This window comes from Lentzea aerocolonigenes (assembly GCF_000955955.1).
GTDB lineage: Bacteria > Actinomycetota > Actinomycetes > Mycobacteriales > Pseudonocardiaceae > Lentzea > Lentzea aerocolonigenes_A.
On record NZ_JYJG01000029.1, the window covers coordinates 20,069 to 41,999 of the forward strand.

Annotated in this window: 17 protein-coding genes and 1 tRNA gene; 8 read left to right on the top strand and 10 right to left on the bottom strand. The window is 66.0% G+C overall.

Annotated features, from left to right (window positions below; translation table 11 throughout):
* Positions 1-5: 5 nt before the first annotated feature.
* A complete protein-coding gene (locus UK23_RS05890) occupies positions 6-266 on the bottom strand; it encodes an acyl carrier protein (RefSeq protein ID WP_045310340.1) in 261 nt (86 codons plus the stop codon).
* 134 nt (positions 267-400) lie between these two features.
* On the opposite strand from UK23_RS05890, the gene UK23_RS54775 reads away from it, so the two are divergent.
* The 4 genes from UK23_RS54775 to UK23_RS05910 all read left to right on the top strand — a co-directional run bounded on the left by UK23_RS54775 (position 401) and on the right by UK23_RS05910 (position 2,928).
* The gene (locus UK23_RS54775) at positions 401-892 is read left to right on the top strand and encodes a helix-turn-helix domain-containing protein (protein WP_082114444.1); all 492 of its coding nucleotides are present in this window, start codon (positions 401-403) and stop codon (positions 890-892) included.
* 35 nt (positions 893-927) lie between these two features.
* On the top strand, positions 928-1,560 hold the full coding sequence (locus UK23_RS05900) for a response regulator (protein ID WP_045310397.1): 633 nt from the start codon (positions 928-930) through the stop codon (positions 1,558-1,560).
* Positions 1,557-2,672 carry a sensor histidine kinase gene (locus UK23_RS05905; protein WP_063778046.1) on the top strand — a complete coding sequence of 372 codons (1,116 nt, stop codon included), beginning with the start codon at positions 1,557-1,559 and terminating at the stop codon, positions 2,670-2,672. The genes UK23_RS05900 and UK23_RS05905 overlap by 4 nt, the downstream gene beginning before the upstream one ends.
* 182 nt (positions 2,673-2,854) lie before the next feature.
* A tRNA-Pro gene (locus UK23_RS05910) sits at positions 2,855-2,928 on the top strand.
* 81 nt (positions 2,929-3,009) lie between these two features.
* Here the strand turns inward: UK23_RS05910 and UK23_RS05915 are convergent.
* From UK23_RS05915 to UK23_RS05950, 8 genes are all read right to left on the bottom strand, one after another.
* Positions 3,010-4,182, bottom strand: a complete 1,173-nt coding sequence (locus UK23_RS05915; protein WP_082114438.1) for a site-specific integrase — start codon at positions 4,180-4,182, stop codon at positions 3,010-3,012.
* Positions 4,183-4,315: 133 nt separating this feature from the next.
* Positions 4,316-6,415, bottom strand: coding sequence for a UvrD-helicase domain-containing protein (locus tag UK23_RS05920; protein WP_196777626.1), 2,100 nt, complete (start codon positions 6,413-6,415; stop codon positions 4,316-4,318).
* Between the two features lie 122 nt (positions 6,416-6,537).
* Positions 6,538-7,365, bottom strand: coding sequence for a hypothetical protein (locus UK23_RS05925; RefSeq protein WP_045310343.1), 828 nt, complete (start codon positions 7,363-7,365; stop codon positions 6,538-6,540).
* A gap of 184 nt (positions 7,366-7,549) precedes the next feature.
* Positions 7,550-10,726 (bottom strand): hypothetical protein, encoded by a 3,177-nt coding sequence (locus UK23_RS05930; RefSeq protein ID WP_045310344.1) that lies wholly within the window; start codon positions 10,724-10,726, stop codon positions 7,550-7,552.
* Entirely contained in the window at positions 10,723-11,199 is a 477-nt protein-coding gene (locus UK23_RS05935) for a hypothetical protein (protein WP_156212830.1), read from the bottom strand. The genes UK23_RS05930 and UK23_RS05935 overlap by 4 nt, the downstream gene beginning before the upstream one ends.
* A 264-nt stretch (positions 11,200-11,463) precedes the next feature.
* Positions 11,464-12,012, bottom strand: a complete 549-nt coding sequence (locus UK23_RS05940) for a hypothetical protein (protein WP_045310345.1) — start codon at positions 12,010-12,012, stop codon at positions 11,464-11,466.
* Positions 12,009-13,346 carry a hypothetical protein gene (locus UK23_RS05945; RefSeq protein WP_156212832.1) on the bottom strand — a complete coding sequence of 446 codons (1,338 nt, stop codon included), beginning with the start codon at positions 13,344-13,346 and terminating at the stop codon, positions 12,009-12,011. The genes UK23_RS05940 and UK23_RS05945 overlap by 4 nt, the downstream gene beginning before the upstream one ends.
* A gap of 12 nt (positions 13,347-13,358) precedes the next feature.
* Entirely contained in the window at positions 13,359-14,747 is a 1,389-nt protein-coding gene (locus tag UK23_RS05950; RefSeq protein WP_052684392.1) for a Wadjet anti-phage system protein JetD domain-containing protein, read from the bottom strand.
* 268 nt (positions 14,748-15,015) lie between these two features.
* Between UK23_RS05950 and UK23_RS05955 the strand changes: the two genes are divergently transcribed.
* The 4 genes from UK23_RS05955 (at position 15,016) to UK23_RS05970 (ending at position 21,119) form a co-directional block, all read left to right on the top strand.
* The gene (locus UK23_RS05955; protein WP_196777627.1) at positions 15,016-16,887 is read left to right on the top strand and encodes an ATP-dependent nuclease; all 1,872 of its coding nucleotides are present in this window, start codon (positions 15,016-15,018) and stop codon (positions 16,885-16,887) included.
* Entirely contained in the window at positions 16,884-18,653 is a 1,770-nt protein-coding gene (locus UK23_RS05960; protein ID WP_082114439.1) for an ATP-dependent helicase, read from the top strand. Before UK23_RS05955 ends, UK23_RS05960 begins: the two co-directional genes overlap by 4 nt.
* A gap of 191 nt (positions 18,654-18,844) precedes the next feature.
* The gene (locus UK23_RS05965; RefSeq protein ID WP_052684393.1) at positions 18,845-19,939 is read left to right on the top strand and encodes a helix-turn-helix domain-containing protein; all 1,095 of its coding nucleotides are present in this window, start codon (positions 18,845-18,847) and stop codon (positions 19,937-19,939) included.
* Entirely contained in the window at positions 19,932-21,119 is a 1,188-nt protein-coding gene (locus UK23_RS05970; RefSeq protein ID WP_045310349.1) for a hypothetical protein, read from the top strand. Before UK23_RS05965 ends, UK23_RS05970 begins: the two co-directional genes overlap by 8 nt.
* On the opposite strand, the gene UK23_RS48290 is transcribed toward UK23_RS05970, so the two are convergent.
* Positions 21,110-21,739 (bottom strand): hypothetical protein, encoded by a 630-nt coding sequence (locus tag UK23_RS48290; RefSeq protein ID WP_156212834.1) that lies wholly within the window; start codon positions 21,737-21,739, stop codon positions 21,110-21,112. The two genes, UK23_RS05970 and UK23_RS48290, sit on opposite strands and share 10 nt — an antisense overlap.
* Positions 21,740-21,931: the final 192 nt, after the last annotated feature.

Below are 21,931 nucleotides of genomic sequence, written 5' to 3' on the forward strand. Positions count from 1 at the left end.
CGGGCTCACCCGCGCAATGCCGTGACGAGCCCGGCGATGCTTTCCAGGTCCCGGAAGTTCTCGGTGGTGACTTGCGCCGGAGGTACCCGTACGCCGAATTCGGTGCGCACGTATGTGACCAGTCGAGTGGTCTCGATCGACTTGAGGATCCCCCACTCCATCAGCGGTGTCGTGGCCGTGAGCTCCTCGTCGTTCCCCTCCAGGAACTCGTCGCGCACCAGTTCGGTGAGCTTGTCCAGCACGTCGCGGTGGTACTCGTCGGACATGGTTCCCCTATTCCACGTCGGCGGGTTCTTCGGTGCCTTCTCCGCCTTTGTACTGCCGAAACGCATTGTTCGGTGGAACGAGCCTGGACTTGTACGACGAAGCCTGAACAAAATGGGAGGCGGGGGAGGTGACCATGGCTCGTCAAGAGCGCCCGCTCGACGAAGGGGACAGCCCGCTACTCCGATTCGCCGCGGACCTGCGCGCACTGCGCCGTGCCGCGGGCATGCCGACGTACCGCCAGCTCGGGGCGTTGACGCACTACTCGCCCGCGACGCTGTCCGACGCCGCGGGCGGCCGCAAACTACCGACGCTCGACGTGACGTTGTCGTACGTGCGCGCATGCGGCGGCGACGAACCGTCGTGGGAACGCCGCTGGTCCTCGCTGGCCGCGCAACCCACTGACCGTTCTAGCCGTGTGTCGCAGGTGCACGCGTTCAACGCCGAGGCCACGATGCTCGCGACTGTTGCGAAGTCCGGCGTCGTCCTGTGGCACATCCCGGACCAACGCGTCGTGACCGTGCTACCGCTGCTAGGGCCGCCGTTGCGCGCGTTGGTCTTCACCTCCGACGACACCCACGTGATCGGAGTGCACGCAGACGGCGTGGTGACGACTTGGGTGATCTAGTTGCCCTTTCGCATGGGGTGCGGTTGGTTGGTTTCGTGGCCGTACGAGTAGTCCTAGCCGACGACGAGGCCCTGCTGCGGCGGGGCCTGAAGGTCCTCCTGGAAGCCGACGGGCGGGTCGAGGTGGTCGGCGAGGCCGCCGACGGCGCCGAACTCGTCGACGTCGTGCTGGCGCATTTGCCGGACGTGGTGCTGGTGGACGTCCAGATGCCGGGCGTGGACGGCCTGGAAGCGGTCCGCCGTCTGCGAACGTGGGCCACCCCGCCCGCGATCGCCGTGCTGACCACGTTCGACCTCGACGACTACGTGGCGACAGCTCTGGATCTCGGCGCGCAGGGTTTCTTGCTCAAGGACGCCGAGCCAGAGGCTCTCGTTCGCGCTGTCGTGGATCTCGCCGCCGGCGGGGCGGTGCTGGACCCGCGCATCACGGCTCGTCTGCTGCCCCGGCTGCGTGGTTTCCGCGCGAATCGTTCGCTGGACTCGCTGTCGGCACGCGAACGTCAGGTCCTGGAACTGCTGGCCGGCGGCCGCTCGAACCACTCGATCGCCGATGAGCTCTGTCTGTCCGAGGCGACCGTGAAGAGCTACGTCTCGACCGTGCTGACCAAGCTGGGCGTGGAGAACCGGGTGCAGGCGGCTCTCGTCGCGCACCAGGTCGGTGTGTGGTGAAGCCTTTCGTGCGCGAGGTCCTCACCGTGGGCATCACCACGGGAGTCGTGCTGCTGACCCAGGACCGCCCGTTCCCGTGGTCGCTGTGGACGGCCGTGGGCGGATCTCTGCTGCTGCCGTTGCGCCTGCGCTGGCCGTGGCTGGCCTCTTTGCTGTGCGTCCCCGCAGTAGCCGGTGGCCTAGGCTGGGCGCCGGCTCTGGTGGCCCAGTTCCGCTTGGGCCGCAAGGAGAAGTCGATCCCGGTGCAGGTGTTCTGGGTGAGCCTGCTGACCGTCGCCGCCATCGCCCCGGTTCTCCTGACCGAGACCATCCCGCTCGGCTCCTTGCTGCTGGCCACCGCCTTCGCGTTCGGCCTGGCCGGCGCCCCCACCGCGTTGGGCGCCCTGGTGACAACCCGCAAGGACCTGACCCAGTCCTTGTACGAAACCCGCCGCGCCCGTGCCGCCGAACTGGAGGCCCAGGAAACCTCCGCCCGCGCCGCCGAGCGCGCCCGAATCGCCCGCGAAATCCACGACGCGGTAGGCCATCACGCCACCTTGATCGCCGTGGAGTCCGCTGCGCTCGCCGCTACCGCCGCCGATCCTGCCGTGCGCGAGACCGCCTTGCGTTTGCGTGCTCTGGCAAAGGAATCCCTGTCCGAGATGCGCGCGGCACTCGGCCTGTTGAACTCCTCTGACACGTCGTACCCGTCACTGGCGGAGTTGATCGATCGCGCGCGGGTGGCGGGCGTGTCCGTGACGCTGTCCGAGTCAGGTGAGGCGGCGCTGTCGCCAGCCGTCTCACGAGCACTCTTCCGAGTGGTTCAAGAAGCCCTGACCAACGTGACGAAACACGCGCCGGGCGCTGCCGTGACGGTGACCGTCGATCGTTCCTCGCCGGTGCGCGTGTCCGTCGTGAACGGTCCTGGCTCGCTGCCGTCTCTGGGCGACGGCGGCGGTGCCGGCCTGCACGGCTTGTCCGAGCGCGTGCGGCTAGCCGGAGGCACCCTGACCACGTCCTATCGCGCCGACGGCGGCTTCAGCGTCGCGGCCGTCCTACCGCCCGGTAAGTCGAAGGTTGACGGACAAGACTCGACTTTCGGCGGTGGTGCACGCTCCTCGGCCAACGCATAGTTCTGAGTGTCGGTCGAGGATCGGGGGATCGGTCGGACCGAGGGACGCGGGGACCCGTACGCCGGGTCCCCGCTGTATTTCTGGCGTTTGCGCAGCTCCGGGCCTGTGCTGGGGGCCGTTTTTGATCTCTGTTCAGGGTGTTGTAGGATTCTTCCTGCACGCCGGGAAACCGGTGGTGTGGCCGGGACGTGGCGCAGTTTGGTAGCGCACTTGACTGGGGGTCAAGGGGTCGCAGGTTCAAATCCTGTCGTCCCGACGGCCAATGACCAGCGGGTTTACCCTTCGAGGTAGACCCGCTGGTGTCGTTTTGCCCGATTGTGGTCGCAAAGTGGTCGCGCTACGCCGCCTCGGCTTCTTTCAGCGCCGTCTCGATCGCTTTCACCGCGTCGAGTGCGACGTGGCGGAGCAGGTGGCCGTAGATCTCCGTTGTTGTCGACAAGGTCGTGTGACGCAGCGTCTTGGATGCCATGGCCAGCGGAACTTGCGAGCTGAGCATCGTGGTCGCGGCGAAGTGACGCAGGTCGTGCACGCGGATCCTGGGCAGTCCCGCCTGCTCCGTGAGTTGATGGAACCGATGTAGGACGTACTCAGGCCGTAGTGGTTGTCCTCCGCGTCGGGTGAACACCATCGCGCGGTCGGGCTGGCGCTCGGCTTGGTTCTGGAGTGCTGCGGCAACTCGGTTGGAGAGTCCAACCCAAGCGAGGCTGCTCTTGGTCTTGGGCGTCGTGAAGACCGGCGTGGAGTTGTTGATGTTGGACAACGTCTGACGCACGAAGAGCACGTGTTCTTCGAGATGGACGTCGGCCCAATGCAGTGCGAGCGCCTCACCCTTGCGCATGCCGGTGCCGATGATTAATTCGAAGAGGTTGGTCAACGGTTCGTGGTGATCGGCGCAGTGCTTGAGGAACAGCGCTGCCTCGGCTGGCGACCAGCACACCGGCTCGTACTTCGTGGGTCGGGTGACCGAGACGTATCTGGCCGCGTTGTACGGCAAACGGTGTTGCCGCACGGCGTCGCCGAGTGCGCTGGACAACGTTGCGAGGCAACGACGCAGGGTCGTGTGGCCGCGGCCGGCCTCCAGCTGGTTGCGGATGTAGAGCACGACGTGTTGGTGGGACAGGTCTTCGAGTCTGATTAACCCGATGTGCGGGATCAGATCTTTGTGGACATATGCGTGGTAGTTCGCCATCGTCGTGGGCTTGAGTGTCAACGCCTTGGTTCGCAACCAACTTGCGAGGTAGTCGGCGACTGTCTGTCGGTCGTCGATGACGATGCCGGTGCGTTCGTACTCCAGCACTTTGCTCAGTGCGACTTGAGCGTCTGCCTTCGTCGGGAAACCACTGCGGCGTCGTGTCCGCCGCTTCCCGTCGAGCGTTGGTAGATCGACTGCGTAGGTCCAGATTCCGTGCTTGCGATTGGTCAGCTTCGGGCAGCGGGCGCCGAGCTGGCGATCGTCGGCACCACGGCAGGCGCAACGGCGATAGACGCGACCACGGTTCGGATTTTTCATGACTACGTTCTCCGGTTTTCCCTCTCGGCTGCTCCTGGTGAGCAGCGCAGGACCGGAGCATGAGTCGGGTGCGACCACAGCGCGACCACAGGCCGCATCGTCGCTGGTCCGGCCGATGTCACTTGTGACCATGTCAAGCCAGGCTGCCGCGCTCCTGCTTCATGAGGCCATTGGTGACCGCTCTGCTCAGCACCTCAGCGATTCCGCCGTCGTCCTCGTTCACATAGACGCGCGCCTCCAGTTCAGCGCGGCTGAGCGCGAGGTACAACAGGGAGAGGAGCCGGGTGCGCTCGCTCGGGGTGGTTCTGGTGGGCTCCATGTCCGGGACGCCCGCGACCAAGACGGCGTCGAACTGAAGGCCCGCCAGGTACTCGGCGGGGCCGACGACGAGGCCCCGTTTGCGGTAGCGGAACCCTTCGACGTCAGACCTCCCGGTGATCGTCGAGACGTGGAACCTCCCCGACGTGCTGAGACGGGACGCGAGCTCGCTGAAGCGGCTCCACTGCCGGTTGTCCACGACGGCGAGTGCGATGCGGCCGCGGGAGTACAGGCTATGCATCGCCTTGACGATGTCGTTCTCCTCGGCGGCACGTGTGGCGGCGACGCTGAGGAGAGGGAGCGGTCCTGGCTCCCGCGCGGACTCCACCGCGCTGATGTTGATCTGCCAGTCCTTGCCGAGGTCCAGCGTAGGGAACTCGTGGTGGACGTGCTTGATCAATTCCAGGATCTGGGGCGTGAACCGGTGCACCGTGGTCAATTCGAGGTTGGTGACGTCGCCGATCTCGTCCTCGAACGAGGACGAGGAAGATCGGGTGTCATCGGCCGCGAAGCCAATGAACGCCTCGGACGGAGACTGGCGAGGATCGACCGCCATGAACACCCGCGGGTAGACGCTGACGTCTCGCGACAGGTAGTGGAGCACCTGCCGTTCCAGTGGGCTGAACATGTGGAACTCGTCCACGAAGATCAGGTCGTAGCCCTGGGTCTTGCGGGCTCGGTTCCACGCGTGTGTCTCCAGGTGGCTCAACAGGTCGGCCAGCACCTGGTCTGACGTCAGCGTCGACCGTGCTTCGAGGCTCTCCATGTACATGGTGTAGACGGCGAAGACGACTCGCATATCGTTGCGGCTCTGCAACGGAAGCATCCACGTCGCCCTAGCCTGCTGGAAGTACTTCGACTCCGCGCCGGCGCCGGGGAAGATCGCGGCGGCGCCGATGACGGATCCGAACTCCACAAGAAGATCCCAGGCCAACGCGTTGCGATCGTCGTCGTCCGAAGAGTCGAACCTGGCGCGCAGGCTTTCTGTGACGCCTGCGCGGTAGGTGATCCAGTCACCGGCGACGAAGTCGCGCAACACCTCCAGGATCTCGTCCAGCTGAGCCCTCTTGCCGCTGAAACTGTCGTCGCCAGCCAGGCTGAACCCGGAGTCGTCCTTGGCATATTGCGGCGAGATGGTGGTCGCGATCTCGAGCAACGGGAACACGTCGATCTCCTGCAACAGCCCCATGCCCATGGAGTCGAGCGAGTCGGCGATCTCTGTCGCTAGCGACCAGCTGTGGGTCACCATCAGAACACGCGGCTCGATACCCGCTTCCCTTGCGCTCAGGACTTCTCTCATCGCCTTGAGCGTGAGAGCCAGCGTCTTGCCGGAACCCGCCGGTCCACGTAGCCGGATCGACTTGGTAGCAGGAGCTTCCACGAAGGAGCGTTGATCGTCGGAGATCTTCCCCATCCACTGGTCGTACGACCAGCCTTTCGTCGTTGACTGTTCCAGGGGCGTCAGCTCGATCTCGACATCGGCCGGCCGCATGCGCTTAGTTTGCTCGACCCGTTCGGCGCAAGCTGCGACAGCCGCGTCCCAGTCCTTTTCCCAGTCAAGGGGAAGGGTGGGCTTGCCCGACTCAAACTGCTCCAGCGTCGTTGTCCGATCGGACGACGTCATGCCCCAGAGGACGATATCGGGGGGCTCGCCCGGCAGCAGTTCCGCGATCCACCGCGAAGCTTCGGGGTTGTCACGCGGGGTTGTAAAGAAGGCGACCAGGTTCTTGTGCTTGTACTGGTGCCAACTGCGGGGCAGTGTCAGCGACCCTGTGGTGCGAGCGCGCTCGGCGAACGACGCCGCTCGGCTGAGCACGTCGGCCGTCAGATCCGTGATCCTGTCAGGCGTGATGCAGGCTCTTGTGTCCGAACTCCGCAGCACGATGATCCGCTGCTCGTCAGACTTGTCGTCCACGCTCAGCAGGACATCGGCAGCGTCCCCGGAATGCTCGAACATCCGCGGAGACGAAGGGATGGCCTCAGGTGACAACCCTGTGGCCAGTTCCTTGAGCGCTTCTACCGTTGTGACGAGCGGCTTCACTTGTACATCGCCCCCAGGTACTCGGAGTGGAGGTCCCGCACGTCCTCGTACGCCGAGGGGAGACCGATCGACATGAACACGTGCGCGAACCGCTCCACCAACGCGTGGGTGTACCGGTCCTGCAGGCGGGAGATGCGCCGATACCTTAACGCGCTCCTGTCTGGGCCGAGCGCGATCTCGGCCTCCGGAACCTGTTCCAGGTGACGTAGGTAGGCGAAGTATCCGAGGCTGTTGCGGGGAGCGATCGACGAGAGGAACAACGCGTCCCCCGGAGGGTTCGAGTAGGCGTTTCTGAACTTGTTGACGATCCCGTCGACGATCTTGTCCCGCTTCTGCGGGTTGGGGGCACCGACTTGCGAATCGATCAGGAGCTTGACCGCGTCGTCCAGGGTCTCCGGCTTCCGGCTGAGCAGGCGGATGGACTCGCAAGCAGCCTTGACGTCGTCTGCGCGCCGGCCACTCAGCCCAAGCGCCGCGACGATCTCATCGGGTTCTTCTTCGCAGGGCCATGCTCTGAGCCGCTCGTCGGTTATCTTCGGGGCCGCAGGCGGTAGCGCCTTGCGCAGTTCGTCGACAAACTTGTTCATGGCCTTGTCGCGAAGGCCGGGGATCTGCATCTCCAGCAGGTACTCGTGCTCGGTGAGCACTGGAACGCATGTCACGCGCCCGTGATGCTTCGCCCGCGCCAGGTCACAGTCGGCTGTGAGCACGACGAGGTGCCTTTGCCAGAGCGATGCCGCGGGATCGGCGGCTTCGAGCACGTCACCCTGCCTGAGCGGATCGACGACGCTGGTGTCCTGGTACTCCGCGAACGAGACGGTCATCTGGTCCTCCGGCGGTCGGAGATGCCGGCCGCTGATCGTGGTGTCGGCTCAGGCGGCACGGCGTCGCTTATTGGCACGTGTTCGGCACGTCGCCCATTTCGCTTGAGGGCGGCCGACCGTTACGCGGGGCTATGACGTGAGCAGCGAGCCCGCCCAGGGCATCGCCGAAAAGCCAACGGGTCGTTCATGTAAGCGGCCGGCCGCTGAGGATCGCGGAGGCGGTGAGTTCCACTCGTTCCCCGTTGTCGTCGAAACCGAACATCCGCGTGGGCAGGTTCAGCGCCTCGGCCTTCGACGGGTAGCAGAAGTAGAGGATCTCGCTGCAGAACGAAGAGGCGTCTGGCATGACCGCGTCCTGGCAGGTGCCGAGCACCGTGAGGCCGTATTCCTGGGCGACGCGGGCGACAGCGGACAGCACGTCACGGCGGTGCTCTTCGCCGAGGGAGTCGCCTAGCTCGTCGAGGATCAGGACGCGCCCCCTTGGATGAGGGCTCGCGAGCAGGGCGGCGAGGACCAGGTGGATGCTGAAGAGCTTCTCCTGTGCGGAGTTGGTGGCGTTGTCGTACGGCAGCAGGCGGCCTCCGGGGGAGCGGCGCCACATGGGCACGACGGACCAGATCCACGAGTCGTCCGGTTCGACCGGCCGTTGGACCTTGTGGTCGAGCTTGGCGCCGTAGCCGTCAGGAGCTGACCTGTTGAGAGTGTCCAGTGCCGCGCTGATCGCCTCGAGATTCGACTCGATGCGGCGCTCGAGATTGTCCTGGACGTTGGTGACGGTCGCCTGCAAGCCGTCCAGGGTGTCCTTCGCGTAGCGCATCTCCTTCTCCCGCAGCGCGCGGGCCGTAGTGATCTGCTCGGTCGCGTGCTCGTCCCGCTCCTCGAACTGAGTGAGCCAGTCACGCAGAGCCGTCGCCACGCCCCCATAGCCGGTGTCACGCCCCGACGTCCCGCTGCGGACCAGGATCTCCTTACGCCGCAGGGCCTCGGCGATGGCCTGGTCGGGTGCTCCGGCTCCGGTGTCGCGGTCCACCTTGAGGTGGAAGAGGATCTCCATGAGGACCTCGTTGGCCTTCATGCTCAACGTGTCCTGCTTGCGTCGCTCCACCGGTGTGGCAGGGTCTCTCGGTCCTGCCGGGCGGCAGACGTTGTCCGAGCTGTCGTAGTCGAGTTGCCCGTCTGACCAGTTGAGTAGCACGCGTGCGGCTTTTTCGTCGCCACCGAATTCGGTCCGCCAGTAGAGCAGGCCGGTGGAGTCGAGTGAACGTTGTGTTCGACTCAGGTCGATGTCCAACTCAGCGAGACGGTCATCGCACTCCTTCCTGGCGGCGGATGCGCGAGCCAAGCTGCTCTCGGCGTTGCTCAGGTTCGCCTGCGCCGTGGCGTGTGCGGTCAGACTCGTTTCTCTGATCTCCGACCGTTCTCCCAGAAGCAGCAGCACGGGAGGAAGCCGGTCGGACTCGATCGTGCGAATCCTGACGACTAGGTCGCGGTGCTCGGCTGCGGCGCGGGAGGTCGCGAGGTCCTTCTCGGCGTCGCGCTCTCGCTTCTCAGCCGTCTCCGCGGCAGTCCGTCGCCGGGCCTGGTCGTCCACCGCCACGGCGAGCTGTTCACGGAGCGACGCGATGATGTTGCCGCGCCCTGTGGTCGGGTGTGGGAATCCGGCCACCACAGTGAGGCCGAGCGCGGCATCGGACACCGCTTGAACGGCCGGGTCATGCAGAGGCTGCATTCGTGCACCGAGTTCGTGCAGGAACGCGAACGCGGCAGCCGGCGCGCCGAGCACTCCGGTGGGCAGGGGACCGGGCGCCAACGACCTGCCGGTGATCAGGATGGCACCGGGTACCCCGGAGAGGATGCCCAGTGCTGCAGGGCCTTGTTCTTCGTCGACGCACACCGCCGCGCGCCAGGGGTGCAGCCGCGGTTCCCACTCGGAGCGGTGGTCATCGGCGATCTCGACCGCGTCCATCAGTCCCGTGGCCGCCACCTCGTACTCCGCGAGTGCGGCGAGGGCGCGTGCGGCCGCTCCCGAAGCGCCGCGCTCGGCGAGATCGAGTTCCTCGGTCAGCGCGGTGACCCTGTCGTCCGCTTGTTGTGCCTTGGACATGGCGATCGCCCGTGCCTCGCGCCGGCTCACGAGCCGGGCTTCTGCTTCCTCGACGGTCAGTCGGGTGTCGAGAGCGCCCTGCGACTCCAGCGCCTTCATGCGGTCGCGGTGCGAGTTGGCCTCGGCGGTCAGTTCGCTGTTTTGGCGCAGTGCCTCCTGGTGCTTGTCATCAGCGGTCTTGTACGCCTGCTCAGCCGCTTGCGCCTCGGCTTTTAAGGTGCCGAAGTCGCTGAGTCGTTTCTCCGTTTCCTTGAGTCCAGACAGGCGTTTACGTTCGCGCTTCCGGTCTGCTTCGTACCCCTCGATAACTGTGGTCAGCCAGTCGGTGTGGGCGACGGTATCCAGCAGGCCGCGGGCGAGGTGTTTGCGCCACAGGATGTCGCCGTCCGCGAGCAAGGTTCGGATGCCCGCTCGCGTCCGCACGGCCTCGAGCGTTTTCTCCTCGTCGTCCCACGCCCGCTCGCCGGCACGTTGCTTGTCCTCCACTTTCCTGGTCTCGTCCGCCAGCTTCCGGCGTTGTTCCTTCTCCAGCTCCAGGGCCTCAGCGCGACCGGTCAACCGGATCAGTGCCGCGCCGATGTTCTCCGGGGTGAACGCGCCGGTGTCCATCTTCAGCAGGGACGGCCCGCTGCGCTGCTTTCCCCTGGCGGCCACGTAAGCCAGACACCGGGGACTGCGGCCGTACAGCTTCTCCACATAGGACCCTGCGCCGAATTCGTTGTTCGGCAACGACTTCCAGACCGACGGGGCTTTGCGGTGGCGCTCGGAGTCGGTGTCCGCCTCGACGAGGTGCACGCCTGGTTGGTGGCGGACCCTCAGGTACTTCGGGTTCGACGAGATCCGAAGCCACACCGTGTGCGCCGACCTCGCGACGTTGTCCGGATCAGCGAAGACGCCGACTATGAATCCTTCCTGCGGAGCGGAACGGTGGGTGGCGGTCACCCCTGCGGTGTCCGGTTCGAATAGAAGTTGGGCAACGGCGGCGACACCTCCGCCTGTCATCCGCCACTCGGGATCGCCGAGCAGCAGAGAGACTGCGGCGTTGAAGCTCGTCTTGCCGGACTCGTTCGAGTCCCTCGGGCCGCGTCCGGTCACGGCGACGAACGACGACGGTGTGATCGCGACCGGGTGACTGGTGTGCCGCGCAATTTCGAACAGCTGCACCGCAACGAGCTGGCGTTCGCCGATGATGCCGAGGACACCGTCGTGGTCGAGGCCTGCTTGGCCTGAATTGTCGAAGAGGGTCGCGCCGATCATGTCTGATCCTTTGCGGACGATTCGGGTCGCGTGCTGGCTGCCCGACGTTCACGCAACACGCGGGCATAGGTGGAGTCGGGTGCCGCGAGGATCACCAGGTCCTCCCAGAGCGTGGTGGTGCGCTGAGGAGTCAGCCGGTGCAGCGCGGGGCCTGGAGTGATGCCGTTGCGGGGACTTCTCCTGATCAGCGCGGCGGTCTGCAACCGCTGTAAGGACTCCTTGATCGCCTTCTTGGACAGGTGCTTGTTCAGCGCCAGCTCGTCGACCGTGGTCGAACGCGACCCGTTGGCGTCGGCCCACGTGGTGCCGGTGATCGCTCCGTGAGCGCGAGGAATAGCGACGCAGCGCAGCAACACGAGAGCCAGCACAGCCCGGTCTTGGGGGCTGATGACGCCTCGGCCCTGCTGCACCAGCGCGTCGGCCACTTCGTCGTCGTAACCGCTTGTCCAGCCGTTGCCCACTTGGTTGAGCACCCGGCCGCACTGTCGCAGCCGGTGGTCCACCGCAGCGCGTAGAGCCGGATCGGCTAACGCAAGCAACGCCGACTCCGGGACAACGCTCTCCGCGATCTCCAATGCACAGCAAGCGTCGTGCACGAGTGCTTCGTCCTCAACAGACAGAGGACGGACGTCCCTTACCATTCCCAATGCTCCTCCGGTGACACCGCTGGCGGAGTGAAGAGCTGCGGTTCGGGGTCGTCCATTTCCGAGGGCGGAGAGGCGGACGCGGGTGGTCCGTCAGGCCGGGGAAGTTGGTGGTGGAACCGCCTGATTGGAGTCGACGAACGCCGGCGGGATCGCCGCTGCCGCCGGACCGAGCCGCAGTGTCGTCCCCTGAGACACTTCCACGAGCAGCGCGGGGATCAGCTCGTGCTTCAGAGCACTGTTGACCCAGGAGGCCGCCAGGCCCAGCTCCGCAGCCACGTCGACCACGAGCGAGGTTGTGAACGGCTCGCCGGGAAAGGGATCTGCGGTCCGGTCCGGCCAGGCGAGTCCGAGACAGCAGGCCCAGGTGAGTCGTGTCGTCGGTGCGAGCCGCCGGACCGGGTAGGCGTTGCTGTCCTCCGGTGACGGTGTCGTGTGCGGCGACCATCCCAGGGTCACGACTCCGGAGCGTCGCAGGTTTGCTGTACCCGCTGCCGGTGCGCACCGCAGCAGCGCGCGTCCGGCGCTCTTCGTCCGGCGACGCATCGTGTCCAGCTCGGCCTGGGTGATGTCGGTCATCGGCAGCGCACCTGTGGCGCGGATGGCCGCGAGCAACACGGCGGGGTCGCGCGACGATCTCATCTGGCCACCTCCTGTTCCTCGGACATCGCCTGTTCCGCTGTGAGCGGGCTCGGTTGCCGGTGTCGCAGGAGGAACACCGGGTGCATGTACGTGACCGCGCCCTTGGACTCGAGGAGGAGCATCTGCCCGAGCTCGACGCTGAACGGCTGGTCTGGATCGGCGGAGACCGCGAGCAGTTCCATCAGCTGCTCACCTGCTTCGGGCCAGCCGAGTGCGCGCAACGCGAGCGTGAGCTCGACCGCCTGCTCGCCCTGGAGGTAGTCCTCCACCTGACGCGCGCGTTGGTATGCCCTGCGCTCGTATCTTGCCCTCATGGCGCCGATCGGGTCGTCCTCCGCCTTCGCGGTGGGAGCCGGGGGACGGACGGATATACGACCTCGCGGCTGGTACTCCTCGATCGCGTCCAGAAGGGAACCAGGATCGATCCACGGTTGTGGCGGATCGACGACGAGGCTCGTTCCCATCGAGGCGAGCTCCTCGAGCGAGCATTCCTGGGCCGCGGTGCGGTACTGCTCGGCGGACAGCACGCTGAAGTCAAGGGTGGCCCCGCCCTGATCGAGCACGCGGCTGACCGCGGCGATCACCTGCTCCCGGTAGAGCAGCTCGGCCTCGACCAGCCGGAAGGCGAGGTCGCCCAGCTCGTGGTCGCCGGGGAACCCGTCGCTGACGAGCTTGTTCATCGAGTGCACGTCCTGCTGGACCCGCGCCGCGTTGTGGTTGTGGTGCTCCTCGATGAGCAGGGTGATCGAGGCGGTGCCGACCAGTCGGGCCAGCTTCGCCGCGTACACGGTCAGCAGCTGACGGCATCTCTTGAGATAGCGGACGAGGTCGGCACGGCTGATTTCGCCGCGCTCGAGCATCCAGCGCGTGCGGTCGAGGAGCAGCAGCATCTCGTCGACACCGCCGCGTGTGCCTAAGCGTTCGAACACAAGCACGCCCACGAGACCGGACGGGTCGAGGACGTAACGTTGCTGGTGTTTCTTCGCGAGGAACGGGCTTATCAGCTCCATCTTGATGAACAGCTCGAACCGCGACTCGAAGTAGGCCTTGTCGTAGCGGCCATACCGGGCGAGTGCCTGCTCTGCCTCGGCCTTGGTCAGTCCCGTCAGCCCGGCGTGGTCGGCGAACACCTCGGAGAGGTCGCGCGCCAGTTGAAGGGCACGCGGGTCGTCGGTGACCGCCGACGCGTCGCTCGCGACGGACGCGAAGAACGACCGCAGGCGTTTGAGCACGATCTCGTCGGACGGCACCCCGCGGTCCGCTCCCGTGTGCTCCGGAGGTGGTAGCGGGAACAACGCGTCCTGATGACCGGATCTCTCCCCAGGTGTGTCCATCCAGGCCTCCGCTCAGAGCGACTCGAGAAGGTCCAAGAGCTGGGGAAGGACACGCTCGTGCAACACCTGCTGCTCGACCGCTCTCCCCGTTTCCTTGATGTGGCGCGCCACCTCGGCCAGCTCGCCGGTGAGCTTCGGTTCGATCTTCGCCGCCAGCAGCCTGTCCGCCTGCTCCGCCTTGGCTTGCAGCTCCCGGTTGGCCCTGTTCCGGGCGGGACTGGTCGCCAGCAGGTCGAGGGTCATCGCGACCGGTCGCAACGGCGTGCCGATCCTGTCCGCGAGCATGGTGAAGATCTCGAGGCCGGCGGCGTCGAGATCCATCCAGGCCGCCACTTTCCCGACGTCGAGGTGGTCGATGAGGCCAGCCGTGTTCACCACCGCCTTCCCCTTGCCCCACACACAGAGCCAGGACTTCGTGATCTCGGGTATCGCGCTGACGGCCTCGAAGGTCTCCGCGTTCTCCAGCACGAGCACGCCGGTGGCCGAGCTGTCGATATCACCGAGTAGCCGCATGCCGTCCTTCGGCAGTCCGATCCACGGGTCCGCCCTGGACGCGTCCGCGATCGCGCTGCCATGCCGCCACACGAGCGGGCCTCGCAACCGGACCTCCACATCCGACCTGTCCACGGCGAGAGCAAAGTCCTCGCCCACGAGTTGGCTGAACACCAGGATCCTGGCCTCCGACCACTCGATGTGCGTGTCTCCCCACGCGTGGCCCGCCAGCGCCGCCGCGCCAGGGACGTACTTCATACGGCTCCACGCGCATGCTGCTCGTATCGCAGCCTCATAGGTGGGCCAGCTCTTCGCCGTGGTCGCGGTTCCGTCCGGCACCACGAAACCGGTGCCAGAAGGTACGCGTAGGAGCGCTTCCCGTTCGGCAACCAACCGAGGTTGCGTCAACCCCGCCAGCAGCGAGACCAGTTCGGCGCGCACTACATCCGGTTCCCGGCGTGGACGCAGCTCGGCGAGGACGTCAGGCGCCTGCTCCAGCCACGCGCTGGACAGGCGCCACTCCCTGGGTTGCCCCAACTTCATCCGATCCTCGTCGACTTCGCACCTCAGCACCACGCCGCCAGCGCGGATCAGTTCGTCGGTGACGTACTCCGCACGCGAGCCGAACTTCCTGACCACCGTGGACCATCGGCGCTTCGGCCGGTCGAGCACCCAAGCCAGGTCTCTTGTGGACATTCCGTTCGGTGGCGCGAAGAGCGAGGTCCTCGCGGTCGTGTGCACGTCGGCCTGCGAGGTGCGGGTCCGTCGCCGGGTGTCTCGGGGTACGCGGGTCTCGCCTTGCCTGCGCACGGGAACGGTGACGACGCCCAGCCCCTCGGGAACACCGTTGAGCGCGAGCGGGGTCCTTCCCGCCATGCCGCCGAGCAAGGGGAGGTAGTTCTCGTACACGGATTACTTCTTGTTTCTCGAGGTCGATTGAGGACGCTTGGGATCTTCGCCCAGGGGATTTGAAAGATAACAGAGAGAGGCGGCTAAAAACGTGTCAATAACTGGACAATGGACTGGCCGCGGGCTGCGAGGGCATCGAGCAAGATCGGCTCAAGCTCAGCTCGGCTATCTGACCTGGGGTAACAGGTCGGGATGCTCCGCTTTAGCGGGTTGAGGTTGTTCGAAGACGAAGGGGTGGCGTCGTTGTTCGGGGTGAGATCGGGGCGGCTTGATTGTCTGGACCAATTCCGTCGTGAGGAGCAGAGTTCGGCCCCGCTTGCCTGTAACACTGGCTGGTCGAACGGCGAGAAATTCCACGGGGCGCGGCGTGAAAGCGCGCGTCACGAACATGCGGTGCTGTCTCTTTGCGGTTCATAGTGTTTGGAGAAAGTCGGTGCGTATCGAGTGCATCCGGGTGACCAACTTCCGGAACCTCGCGGACCTGTGCGTGGCGATCCAGCCGGGCACTGTCATCGTTGGTGAGAACCGCGCGGGCAAGAGCAATCTGTTGTACGCGTTGCGGCTCGTTCTGGATCCCACACTGTCACCGTCCGACCGACACCTCGGGCGAGAGGACTTCTGGGACGGTCTGTCGGACGGCAGCGACGACTGGGATCCCATGGATGCGCGCGAGGTCATCGAGATCTCCGTGGATCTGGCCGACTTCGAGGACGACAACACCGTGTTGAGCACATTGAGCGATGCGTTGGTGCAGTCGGATCCCCTCCGCGCGCGACTGACCTACCGGTTCGCACCGCTGGATACCGGTGTCGCCGGGCCGGGAGCGAAGGTCAAATATAGATGGACCATCTTCGGAGGCGACGACGAAGGGAACCAGATCGACGCCGATCTGCGCGGCTACCTGTACTTCGCGTTTCTCGGTGCGCTGCGCGACGTGGACGCGGACCTCTCCACGTGGCGGCGCTCCCCGTTGCGAGTTCTGCTGACGGCTGCAGCCAAAGCTATCGGCGACGACGATCTCAGCCGCGTACGCTCGGCGATGAGAGAGGCGAACGCGCAGCTCAACGATCTGGCGGAGATCAAACGGGTCGGCACGAGCATCAGCGACCGCATGATGGAGATCCTCGGTGCGAACCAGGCGCTGGAGACCGAACTGGCTGTAGCGGCGGAGGATCCGCTGAGATTGATCCGCACCATGAAGCTGTTCGTCGATGGCGCCGCGCGCCGGCATCTGAGCACGACGAGCCTCGGCACCCTGAACGTGCTGTACCTCGCGCTGCTCGAGCTCGGGCTGGAGGAACGCCTTGCGGAGCAGGACATCGCGCACGTGGTGATGACGATCGAGGAGCCGGAAGCACATCTGCATCCCCACATGCAGAGGCTCGCGTTCCGGCGGCTGCTGGCTGATCACCGCACGAACCGTTCGATTCTCGTGACTACGCATTCACCTCACATCGCCAGCGTTGCTTCCCCTCGCAGCCTGGTGGTGCTTCGTGACGCGGGCGGGAGAACTGAAGCGGCTGCGGCTAGCGACGCGGCACTGACCGACGCCGAGTGGGACGACATCGCGCGATACCTCGACGCCACCAGAGCGGAACTGGTGTTCGCGCGTCGTGTTCTGCTCGTCGAGGGGTATGCCGAGCAAGCCTTGCTGCCATCGATGGCCGCGGCCGTGGGGATGGACCTCGACAAGCTCGGCATCACCGTGTGCGTCGTGCACGGCACCCACTTCACGTCGTATGCCCGGTTCTGCGAGGCACTCGGTATCCGGTGGGCGGTGATCACGGATGGCGACGGCGACGCGGGACCGGCACGTGCTGGCCGCTTGCTCGCCGCGCTGTCCTTGAACGGAGATCCGGGGGAGCACGGCATCTTCGTCGGAACGTCCACGTTCGAGTACGACCTGCTGCACGCGCACCCCAGCAACGTCAAACCTTGTTTCGGCACCCTCTGGGAGCTGAGCGCCGATCGGGCGCGGGCCACCATGGAGACATGGGTTTCGCAGTGGCCCGAGATCGGAACCTACCTGACCACGATCGACAAGGCGGGTGGCAAGGGACGGTTCGCTCAGCGTCTTGCGTCACAACAGATCTGGCCGCCGGACTATGTCCACAGTGCCTTGAGGTACCTGGCGGGATGATGGGCCCGCTTACCCAGTCGATCGGGGAGCTGTCGGCGAACGAACGCCAGTGGCAAGTGCTGAACCGGCAAGGCCATTGCGTCGTCCATGCCCCGCCGGGCAGCGGCAAGACCAAGTTGCTGGTCACCTGTCTTGCCTACGACCTGTTCAACAGGATTCCCGAACCTCATGGCGCGGCATGCATCACCTACACCACGGCCGCGGCCGAGGAGTTGCGCAGGCGCTTGGCGTCATTGGGGGTCTCCGCGCGGCCGACGCTCTTCGTGGGAACGGTGCACAGCTTCGCCATCAACCGGATCATCGGCCCCTTTGCCGCCCTGCTCGGCAAGCCCGAGCTGGTCAAGGCGTCGATCGCGAGCGACGAGCAGCAGGAGGAGGCCTACCGGCTCGCGGTCGGCTCGCGGTTCGGATCGTCGTGCAACTGGAAGGAGAAGCGCAAGCAGATCGAGTTCCACCGGCGTCGCCTGTCCACTGTGGAGGAATGGAACCGCGGCGGAGAAGGACTTCTGGAGGCCTGCTCGAGCTACGAGTCGTTGCTGCGCGGTGACGGGCTGATTGACTTCGAGGGGGCGGTGGCTGCCGCCGTGGATCTCGTCGAACAGCACGAGGTTGTGCGGCGGGTGCTCTCGGCGCGATATCGTCGCCTGTACGTTGACGAGTACCAGGACCTCGCGCCGGGGCTCGATCGACTGGTGCGAGCTCTCTGTCTTCGGCCCGACTCGGACGTCGAGCTACTGGCCGTCGGGGACCCAGGGCAGGCGATCTTCAGCTGGAACGGCGCGCGGCCGGAGCTGATCAGCGAACTGAGCTCGCTTCCCGGTGTGAGCGCCGTGCACCTGGAGCACAACTACCGGTGTGGCGAGGAGATCATCCGGGTGTCGACGCGGGTCGAGCGCGTCGGGCGGAAGGTCACGGCCGTCCGCGGTGGCGGCGAGGTGCTGGCTGTCTTCTGCCCTGCGGGCTTCACCGAGCAGTGCCGCCAAGCCGCTGCTGCGGTCGGACTGGCGCACAGGCGCGGGGTGCCGCTGCACGAGATCGCGGTGATCTGTTCGATGAACGCTCAGTGCCGCGAGGTCGCGGAGGTGTTCCGCGGTGCCGGCCTGGCCGTTGCCGTGCCAGGAGTCGAGTACCCGCGTGCTCCGGTCACGTTGTTCGTCGAGTCGTGTGCGGCGTGGGCGATGCTCGGGCGTGAGCAGAGTGGCCACCGGCTCGGCGCCATCCACCGGCGATGGCGGAGGTTGCTCGGTCCGACGTGGACACGCGACACGGACGTGCGGTTGACCGAGCTGTTGGTCGGTTACCGCGACAAACCCGTCACCTACGCCCGCAGGATGCTCGCGGACCTCCTCGGCATGGGGCTGCGTCGAGCCATGGCACGCCCTGCCCAGTCCGACAACGCCAATGCGCTGGACCGGATGCAGCACGCGGTGGAACTCGGAGCGTTGGCGGACGCGACTGTCGTGGATCTGGCCAGCCGGGCTATGAGGCGCGACCGGGTGAACGTCACGACCATGTCGTCCAGCAAGGGGCTGGAGTTCGAGGTCGTATTGCTCCTCGGCGCGGACGAGGGGCTGATGCCCTACTGGAGTTCGGCCAACGATCCGGCCAAGCTTGAAGAGGATCGCAGGAAGTTCTACGTCTCGGTCACGCGTGCGCGCAGCACCGTGAAGATTTTCTACTCGCGTTCGGTGGCCACCTCCGCCGGGCGGGCAAAGCCCGCTGAGCCGAGCCGGTTCCTCTACGAGATAGGCCTGCTGCACCGCTAACGGCATGGTCGTGAAACGCGGCGTCGTTCGAGCGGGCGGCAAGTGTCGTTTGTGATGTGCAGCGCCGCTACACGAGGGTGAGGTGCTGCGGTACTGAGCCGCCGCGTGTTCGATGCTTCGGCGTGCCGTGGCCACTATCCGCTCGTAACCGCCTGTGGACAGGCAGAATATTTCTGCGTATCTTTTCCGGCATGACGGCTCACCTCGTGACCGGAGACGGCAACCCCGAACTCCTGGTCGCCGCGCGTGAAGCACTCGGATGGACCCAGAAACAGCTCGCCGAACAGCTGACCCTCCTGTCCAAAGCTGATCCCGAGATCAGCCAAGGCTACGTCTCCAGAGTGGAAAAGGGCTCGCTGTCGGTCTCCGGCGACCGTCTCGAGCTGTTCAGCGCGGCGCTGGAGGTGACCCCGGACTTCCTGGCCGGCGAGGGGAAGCTGTGGTCACTCGGCGACGGGTGCGTCTACCACCGCAACCGCAAGTCGACGAAGGCCTCGACCCTGCGCGCGCTGCACGCGCAGGTCAACCTCCTACGTCTTTTCCTGCGCAGGCTTGCGGCTGGCTCTACCGTGACCTTGCGGGAGTTCAATCTTGTGCCGATGCAGGTCGGGGGTCTGGATGGCCCTGAGGATGCGGCCCGAGCGCTCCGTCGTGAGCTCGAACTCCCCGAGGGGCCGATCGAATCCGTGACCGAGGTGGCGGAACGGGTCGGCGCGCTGGTGGTGCCGATGTCGCTGGGAGGGCGAGAGGTGGACGCGACCAGCCTGCACCCGCCCGGTGAGGCCCCGGTGTTCGTGATCAACACGGATGCTCCGGCCGACCGCCAGCGGTTCACGCAGGCGCACGAGCTGGGACACATCGCGTGTGCGCCCGCGCTCGATCTCGACGCCGAGGAGATGGCGCAGGCCTTCGCGAGCGAGTTCCTCGCTCCCGCCGCACAGGTGCGACCCGACCTCCAGGCGGCTCCGATCACCCCGGCACGGCTCCTGCAGCTCAAGGCACGGTGGCGGATCTCCGCCGCGGCACTATTGCGGAGGGCTCTCGACCTCGGCGTGGTCACGGACTCGCGCTACCGCACGCTCAACACGCAGATGTCCGCCTTGGGCTGGAAGACGGCAGAACCCGAGCCGCTTCCGCACGAGGCCGCGACGGCTGTACCCACCTTGCTGAGGGCTGCGGTCGACGCCGCAGGTGGAGTCGAGGCCGCCGCGGCCCTGGCTGGTACGACGGTCGTCAAGTTGCGCGCGATGCTGGGCGATCAGCTTCTGGGGGTTCTCGATGACTGACCTGGAAGGCATCAGCACCTCGCCGAGCGATGACGCGCGGGGAGCGCTGGCGCAACTCGCTGACCGTCCCGCGCCACAACGCCCAGCAGGCAGCGTCGGCGTCCTGCTCAACCGCATGTTGGTCTACGCGCGCCCGAACCAGGTGCCGAACATCGAGCCGCACGTCAGCTTGGCCCGCAGCGGATTCGTCCTCGCGGGCGCGAACACGAACGGCCGCATGAGGTTGCTCGAAGACTCGGGCTACAACGGCATCGTGCTCGTGGACCCGGCCGCCTACGAGAAGCACCTCGCCACTCCTGACGCGCCGTTCTGGTCGCCCGAGGACCAGCTCCTGCCCATGACGCTGGAAGACATGCTCAACCAGCAGCTGATGGCCGGGGCCAGCGCGGCGATCACGCCGACCAAGTTCGTGCAGGCGGGTGACACCGACTCGCTGAGGGCAGCGGCCCGCCAGGTGAAGGAACTGGGGCGCAACGACGTCATTTTCGCGGCACCGCTTGATGTCTCGTTGCTCGACCGCAGGCACATCCGCCAGGTGACGACGATTCTCGCCGACGTGGGGTGCCCGATCGGTCTGGTGCTGGGCAAGCAGCTGGACCCACTGAAGCAGGCGGCGAACCGGATTATCCAGAACCTGCGGATGCTCGCGGCCTCAGTCGAGCTCTTTCCCATGCGGACCGACTTCAACGCGTTCGATCTTGTGGCGCACGGGGCGTTCGCGGGGGCGATCGGCACTGGCGGCGCGGTTCGCCACACCGTCGAGCCGCCGAACCCGTCGAAGGCGATCATGCTCGATCCCTCGCCGAGCGTGCTGATCCCGGAGCTGATGTGCTGGTGGAAGGGCAGCAAGCTGATGAAGATCTTCGGTGCCCGGCAGAACCTGGTGCCGATATGTCCCTGCGCGGTGTGCGGCGGAAGGCGGCTGTCCCGCTTCCAGCGGAGGACCGACTCGAACGAGGCGATGGCGCATGCGGTGGCCACATGGTCGCAGTACGCCGCTGACATGCTCGACGCGCCAACAATGCGGCTGCGCGCGCAGTACTGGCAGAACATCTGCCGCAACGCGGTCGGCTACCACGAGATGTTCACCAAGCAGCTCCGGCGGGCGAAGCCGATCAAACCCCAGGAGTCGCTCAAGGTGTGGGCGAACCTGCCGTTGTGGCTGACCGATCAGACCTGATCGACCGTGTGTCGGTAGACCTGCTCGCAGAACCACCACCACCCGGTCGTAGGTTGCCAGTCGGCCAGGGGCTCCGGTTCGAGCACCATCGTCGGTGCTGCCCGCGGACCAACCGCCACGCCGACGCCATACCAGGACGCCTCGGCCAGCGCTTCCTCCGAGTTCGAGGGCACTTCCGGCACGACGAACATCCGCGGGATGTAGGACGCGAACTCTGAAGCGCGTTCCAGACCGTCACGCCATTTCGACGCGTACACCACCGCGAGAACTGGCGTGACGGCTGGCGAAGTCAGACGGGTGACCGAGGCACTGTCGATCTGCACGACGCCGGCAGGGGCTCGCTGAAGCACGCGAAGAACTGCTGAGCTCAGCGACGACCTAGGTACCGCGATCTCGTGGGGGAGGTCCAGCAGTACGTCGAGCAACTCCATCGAGTTGATGTCCGCCAAGCCAGAGCGGCGCCGCCGCTCGTGCTCGGCCTCGTCACGGCGATGGACGACGGTCGCAGTCGTTCCGAAGATCCGCACCCGCGCCGAATGCGCGTCCTGCAGGTTGAGCGCCGTGCCCGATTTCACCTGCACCGTGTTCGCCAGCGGAGACGTCATCGCGACAGGCTCCATGCAGCGAGGGTGAGGTGGGGGGCGGTTCGCACGGCGTGATCCTTCCTCATCGGCTACGGCCTCGCCCGCTCAGGGGACGGAATGCTCTATGACCTGGGTCGTACGACGTAATCGAACACCCGTTCGAAGAGAGTTGCAATACGTCGTCAGGCGCACTCGCCGGATGCCAGTCGCAACCAGATCGTCCAGACG